The 329-nt window shown below is 55.6% G+C and carries 1 protein-coding gene; it reads left to right on the top strand.

Going from position 1 to position 329, the window contains the following annotated elements; all coding sequences use genetic code 11:
- Positions 1-329, top strand: a 329-nt coding sequence (locus AC1RP1_RS08115; RefSeq protein ID WP_481762735.1) for a hypothetical protein, incomplete at both ends; no start/stop codon positions are given.

Below are 329 nucleotides of genomic sequence, written 5' to 3'. Positions count from 1 at the left end.
AGAAAGAACAGAGCTGTCTCGTCAAGAATCAGAAAAAGTTTCGTGCTCTGGCCAAAGCGCACAAGGAAATGCTGGAGCTGCCGCGTGAACCCAAGCCGTTCGAGGGCAAGAAACTGGAACTGAAGGTTTTGCGTCGCATGATGGAGGAATTGGTGGAGCGTCGCGCCCTGCTAAAGCAGCTGGCCCCGCATCTCGAAACTATTATCGCAGTCCAGCAGTTGACGCAGGAAGACCTGAAGAAGGTCGAGGTCGCGGAACAAGCGGCGGACAAGATGAACGATTTGCAGGAACGCCTGAGCACGACGCAGGCCCGCATCGAGATGCATCGG

This window comes from Dellaglioa sp. CoH-56-MRSF-13, assembly GCF_056782095.1.
This window is presented reverse-complemented; position numbering and strand designations above follow the sequence as displayed.